Origin of the sequence: Streptomyces calidiresistens, assembly GCF_014141525.1 — a bacterium.
Taxonomy (GTDB): Bacteria; Actinomycetota; Actinomycetes; order Streptomycetales; family Streptomycetaceae; genus Streptomyces; species Streptomyces calidiresistens.
Genome location: NZ_VKHS01000364.1, coordinates 1 through 5,312, shown reverse-complemented (window position 1 = coordinate 5,312; position 5,312 = coordinate 1). Strand labels below are relative to the sequence as shown.

General features: G+C 73.9%; 4 protein-coding genes. 2 read left to right on the top strand and 2 right to left on the bottom strand.

All coding sequences use genetic code 11. From position 1 onward, the window contains the following. Nucleotides 1-53 precede the first annotated feature (53 nt). Together FOE67_RS15515 and pyk are read left to right on the top strand one after the other, a co-directional pair. Nucleotides 54-1,265, top strand: a complete 1,212-nt coding sequence (locus FOE67_RS15515) for an acetate kinase (protein ID WP_182664672.1) — start codon at nucleotides 54-56, stop codon at nucleotides 1,263-1,265. A 140-nt stretch (nucleotides 1,266-1,405) separates the two neighbouring features. Continuing rightward, nucleotides 1,406-2,830 carry a pyruvate kinase gene (gene pyk, locus FOE67_RS15510; protein ID WP_182664670.1) on the top strand — a complete coding sequence of 475 codons (1,425 nt, stop codon included), beginning with the start codon at nucleotides 1,406-1,408 and terminating at the stop codon, nucleotides 2,828-2,830. A gap of 228 nt (nucleotides 2,831-3,058) precedes the next feature. On the opposite strand, the gene FOE67_RS15505 is transcribed toward pyk, so the two are convergent. Then, nucleotides 3,059-4,561, bottom strand: a complete 1,503-nt coding sequence (locus FOE67_RS15505; RefSeq protein ID WP_182664668.1) for a hypothetical protein — start codon at nucleotides 4,559-4,561, stop codon at nucleotides 3,059-3,061. Continuing rightward, nucleotides 4,551-5,270, bottom strand: a complete 720-nt coding sequence (locus tag FOE67_RS29380; protein ID WP_228473928.1) for a DUF6114 domain-containing protein — start codon at nucleotides 5,268-5,270, stop codon at nucleotides 4,551-4,553. Before FOE67_RS29380 ends, FOE67_RS15505 begins: the two co-directional genes overlap by 11 nt. Nucleotides 5,271-5,312: the final 42 nt, after the last annotated feature.

Here is a 5,312-nt window from a genome sequence, read left to right as displayed (position 1 = left end):
CCCCTCGGGTTCCCTCCCCGGAACCCCGCCCATCGACGAAATGAGGTAACCCGATGACCGACGGCCGCGTCCTGGTGCTGAACTCCGGTTCGTCCTCGGTGAAGTACCAGATGGTCGACCTGGCCGACCGGTCCCGCCCCGCGGCGGGGATCGTGGAGCGGATCGGGGAGAGGGGTTCGCGACTGCGGCACACCGCGGCCGACGGCACCCGGCGGACGCGCGAGGAGCCGATGCCCGACCACCGGGCCGCGCTGGAGGCGATGGCCGCCGAGTTGGCGGCCGACGGGCTGGGGCCCGACTCCCCCGGCCTGGTCGCGGTCGGTCACCGGGTGGTGCACGGCGGGCGGCGGTTCACCGAGCCGACACTGGTGACGCCGGAGGTGGAGGCGGAGATCGAGCGGCTGGTGCCGTTGGCCCCGCTGCACAACCCGGCGAACCTCACCGGCATCCGCACCGCGCGGGCGCTCAACCCGGATCTGCCGCAGGTCGCGGTCTTCGACACCGCCTTCCACACCACACTCCCCGAGGCCGCCGCCCGGTACGCGATCGACACGGAGGTGGCCGACGCGCACCGCATCCGCCGGTACGGCTTCCACGGCACCTCGCACGCCCACGTCTCGCGGGCCTGCGCCCGGCTGCTGGGTCGGGACCCCTCGGAGGCGAACATCATCGTGCTGCACCTGGGCAACGGTGCCTCCGCCTCGGCGGTGGCCGGCGGCCGGTGCGTGGAGACCTCGATGGGGCTGACCCCGCTGGAGGGTCTGGTGATGGGCACCCGCTCCGGGGACGTGGACCCGGCGGTGGTCTTCCACCTCGCGCGGGTGGCGGGGATGTCGGTGGACGCGATCGACGAGTTGCTCAACCGGCGCTCGGGGCTGATCGGCCTGTGCGGGGACAACGACATGCGGGAGATCCGGCGCCGGATCGAGGCGGGCGGGGAGGACGGCGAGCGGGCCCGTCTGGCCTTCGACGTGTACGTGCACCGGTTGCGGAAATACGTCGGGGCGTACACCGCCGTCCTGGGGCGGGTCGACGCGATCGCCTTCACCGCCGGTGTCGGGGAGAACTCCGCCGAGGTGCGGGCGGCGGTCGTCGCCGGTATGGAGGAGGGACTGGGGCCGGTGGTGGATCCGGAGCGCAACGCGCGCCGGGAGGACGGGCCCCGGATCATCTCCCCGGAGTACGCTCGGGTCGCGGTCGCCGTGGTTCCGACGGACGAGGAACTGGAGATCGCCGTGCAGGCGCACGCGCTGGTGACCGGCTGACCGTTCCGGGGCCCGGCGGGCCGGCCGCCGTACCGGTGCGTCCGGGGGCGTGCCACGGACCGGGGTCCCCGGACCGGGACCGTTCCCCGCCTTCGCCACCAGGATTATTCCCCGGCTGAACAAACGATAGGATCGTTCCCATGCGCCGTTCCAAGATCGTCTGCACCCTGGGCCCCGCCGTGGACTCCTACGATCAGCTGAAGAATCTGATCGAGGCCGGCATGAACGTGGCCCGTTTCAACATGAGCCACGGCAGTCACCCCGAACACGAGGGCCGGTACCAGCGCCTGCGCAAGGCGAGCGAGGAGACCGGACGGGCCGTCGGCGTGCTCGCGGACCTCCAGGGGCCGAAGATCCGACTGGAGACCTTCGCCGAGGGCCCGGTCGAGCTGGTGCGCGGCGACCAGTTCACCATCACCACCGAGGACGTCCCCGGCGACCGGACGATCTGCGGCACCACCTACAAGGGCCTGCCCGGGGACGTCACCAAGGGCGAGACCATCCTCATCAACGACGGCAACGTCGCCCTCCAGGTCACCGAGGTCGAGGGCCCGCGGGTGCACACCATCGTCATCGAGGGCGGGGTGATCTCCGACCACAAGGGGATCAACCTGCCCGGCGTGGCGGTCAACGTCCCGGCGCTGTCCGAGAAGGACGTCGAGGACCTGGAGTTCGCCCTGCGGATGGGCTGCGACATGGTCGCGCTCTCCTTCGTGCGCAACGCCGACGACGTGCGCGACGTGCACGCCGTCATGGACCGGGTCGGACGGCGCGTCCCGGTGATCGCGAAGGTGGAGAAGCCGCAGGCCGTCGAGAACATGGAGGAGGTCGTCCTCGCCTTCGACGGCGTGATGGTGGCGCGCGGCGACCTCGCCGTGGAGTACCCCCTGGAGCGGGTGCCGATGGTGCAGAAGCGCCTGATCGAGATGTGCCGCCGCAACGCCAAACCCGTGATCGTCGCCACCCAGATGATGGAGTCGATGATCACCAACTCCCGGCCCACCCGCGCCGAGGCCTCCGACGTGGCCAACGCCATCCTGGACGGCGCCGACGCGGTCATGCTCTCCGCGGAGTCCTCGGTCGGGCAGTACCCGATCGAAACCGTGCGCACCATGTCCCGGATCGTGGTGGCCGCCGAGGCCGAGCTGCTCTCCCGGGGCCTGCAGCCGCTGGTGCCGGGCAAGAAGCCCCGCACCCAGGGCGGTTCGGTGGCCCGCGCGGCCTGCGAGATGGCCGACTTCCTCGACGGCAGGGCCCTGGTCGCCTTCACCCACTCCGGCGACACCGCCCGGCGGCTCTCCCGCTACCGGGCGATCCAGCCGATCCTCGCCTTCACCACCGAGGAGTCCACCCGCAACCAGCTGACCCTCAGCTGGGGCGTGGAGACCTTCGTGGTGCAGCACGCCGACCACACCGACGAGATGGTGCGGATGGTCGATTCCGAGCTGCTGAAGCTCAACCGCTTCCACGAGGGCGACGTGATGATCATGACGGCGGGCTCCCCGCCCGGCGTGGCCGGCACCACCAACATGGTGCGGGTGCTGCACCTGGGCCGCGACAACTGATCCCCCCTCGGGCCGGACGAACCGAACACCCCGTCCGTCCGCTCTTCGAACGGCGGCCCCGCACCGGGTCCACCCGTCCCCCTCGGAACGGGCCCCGGGCGGGGCCCCGTCGTGCGCGGGGTCCCGCCCGGGGCGTCGGCGCGGACGGCGCCCCGCGCCGGCACCGGTGACGGGAGCCGGGGCGGCCCGGGCCGGGATGGGACGGGGATGGGGCCGGCCGACGGCGGGTCACCTCCGGGTGGTGTACTGCCGCATCCCCGGGATCGTCAGCTCCCCGCCGAACTGCCCCGCCTGGGTCACCAGCACATCGGTGAAGTGCGCGAACGGCAGGTCCAGCGGCGGCTCGTGGAGCGGGTCGAAGACGATCGGGATCAACCCGAACAACCGCCCCTCCAATCGCTCCGTGTACATGGTGACCCGGCCGTTGCGGAAGGTGGAGTTGCTGCCGCGTGCCGCCTGCACGTGGTAGTTCAGCCCGTCCGGCGCCTGCACGATCTGGTGCAGGTCACCGATGTCCAGCCGGTCGGCGGTGAACTTCAGCGCCTGCTTGGTGGAGCCGTTCGCCGTGGTCAGGTTGACCACCCCGTGGTACTTCAGCCCGTTGAGGGTCAGCGAGCGGGCGTCCAGGAGCCAGGGTCGGTCGGCGACCACCACGGGGGTGACCTCGTCGGTCCCGGCCCGACGGACGGTCTCGGGGCAGGGGAAGGGGACCTTTCCCCCGGCGTCCGGGGCGAAGGGGTCATCCTCCGCGGCGTCCTCCCCTCCGACGTCTCTTCCTCCGGCGTCGGTTCCGGCATCGGGGGCGTCACCGGGCTCGGTGGACGCCTCCCCGGCGGGCTCGCCGGCCCCACCCGACCCGCTCCCACCGGTGGTCCCGGTCGAGGGCCCGTCGGACGGCGGCCCCGTCGGGGCCGGCCGGGCGGCGGGCCCACCGCCCGGGGCACCGTCGCCGACGGCGCCGCCGGCCTCTTCGGGGGTCGTCGGCGGGGCGTCCGCGCCGGAGCCCTCCTCCACCGGGCCGGGCGCCCCGGTCGGCTCCGTGCCGTCGGTACCGGTGCTCCGGGAGCCGCCGGTCACCAGGTCGCTCAGGCCCTCGCCGATGCCGCGCAGGGCGTCGCCGATCCCGAGGGGGTCGAGGCGGTCGCGGAGCGCGGGGGCGTCCTCGTCGGTCTCCGCGGTGTCCCCGGCTTCCCCGGTGTTTCCGGCCCGCCCGGGCCCGGGCACCGGATCGGTCGCGGACTCCCCGCTCCCCTCCCCCGCCGGCACGGTGTCCGGCTGCGGCGGGGCGGTGGGCCCCGGCGGAGGCGAGAGGACGTCGCCGGTCGGGGCACCGGCCGCCGGGCCGTCGCCGTCCCCGCCCCGGCCGGCGGTCCGCGCCGGGGGCGGACCCGTTTCCGCCGGCCCGGTGTCGTCGGTGTCCGGTGTCCGCTCGTCCCCCGTGCCGTCGGCGGTGTCGTTCCCCGCCCCGGGCTCGGCGGGGTCGGGCTCGGCGGGGTCGGGATCGGCCCCGTCGGCCGGCGGCTCCCCCGCCTCCGCCGGATCGGACATCTCCACGCAGGGGCCCTCCCGGAAGGGACTGTCCACCGTCGGGTCCGCCCGGGCGACCCCCGGCGTGAGGCCCATGCCGAGCATCAGGACCGAGGGCATCGCCACCAGGGCGGCGGTGCGGGTCCGGGGCCGGGCGTGCCGGCCGCGCCGCTTGGGGTGGACGCCCGGGGACTCACCGCTCACGGGACCGCTCCTCCCGGTCTCCGAACCCCTCCGGAGTCCCGGGGAGAACGCCGGTCCCGGTGGAAGCGGTGTCGGTCGGCGATCCGGCGGGGTCGCGGCCGAACCCGTCGAGGGCGCTGCCGGTGCCCGGGGCGGGCGGGGACATCCGGATCATCGGCTCGTCGCCGATCGCCGGCGCGCTCCCGTCACCGGTCGGTCCGACCGCCGCTCCGCGACCGTCGGCGGAACCGGACGTCTGCGCCGCATCCACCTCTTCCGTGCCGTCCCCGTCGTCCTCCTCCCCCGGTGCCCAGGCGATGCTCAGACCGCCGCCGATCAGGCCGAGGAGGAAACCGACCACGAAACCGCCGAAGTTGGAGACGACCAGGGAGACCAGCGAGAGCATGATCGTCGCCACGCCCGCGAAGACCCGGGTGGCGGGCTGGAGCCACATCCCCAGGCCGAGCGTGATCAGCAGGACCCCGATCACCAGGGAGCCGGCGCCCGCGGTGGTCGCGATGCGGATGGTCAACTCGCCCATCGTCAGGTTGGCGTACGGGAACCAGGCGATGGGCAGCCCGGCGAGGACGGTCAGCAGCCCGGCCCAGAAGGGACGCCGCCAACGCCAGTACCGGAAGGCGAGGCGGGCCCGGACGAGTCGGGTCCGGAGGGTGGGACGGTCGTCGACGGGACCGTTCGGGCGCGGGGACGACGCTTCGGTGATGCTCATGGGAGGTGCTCCCGGAAGAGACGGGGGGCGAGGGGTCACGGG